The organism is Cellulomonas sp. P4_A2 (assembly GCF_056402515.1).
Map to the genome: position 1 here is coordinate 1 of NZ_JBFUHG010000199.1, position 380 is coordinate 380.

Annotated in this window: 1 protein-coding gene; it reads right to left on the reverse strand. The window is 68.4% G+C overall.

The window, feature by feature from the left end; genetic code table 11:
• Positions 1-177: 177 nt before the first annotated feature.
• Positions 178-380: response regulator transcription factor (locus tag AC1DUE_RS20705; RefSeq protein WP_477041275.1), on the reverse strand; the 203-nt coding region annotated here is incomplete at its 5' end.

Genomic DNA, 380 nt, shown 5'->3' on the forward strand with positions numbered 1-380 from the left:
CGGGTGGTGTGGCTGGAGCCGGGCGACGCCGATGTGGAACGGATCTATGCGGGCATCGGATACCGCAGGATCGGCGAGAAGCTGAACATCTCGCTCGACCCCGCCTGAGCACCTCGGGCGTCTCGGCCCCGCCGGTGCACTTGCGGGGTTTCGGCCCCGCCGGTGCGCTTGCGGAGTTCAGACCAGCCGTCGGGCCGTCGCCCACCGCGTCAGCTCGTGCCGGTTCGACAGCTGGAGCTTCCGCAGCACCGCCGAGACATGCGACTCGACCGTCTTCACCGAGATGAACAGCTGCTTGGCGATCTCCTTGTACGCATAGCCACGGGCGATCAGCCGCAGCACCTCGCGCTCGCGCTGCGTCAGCCGGTCCAGGTCCTCGT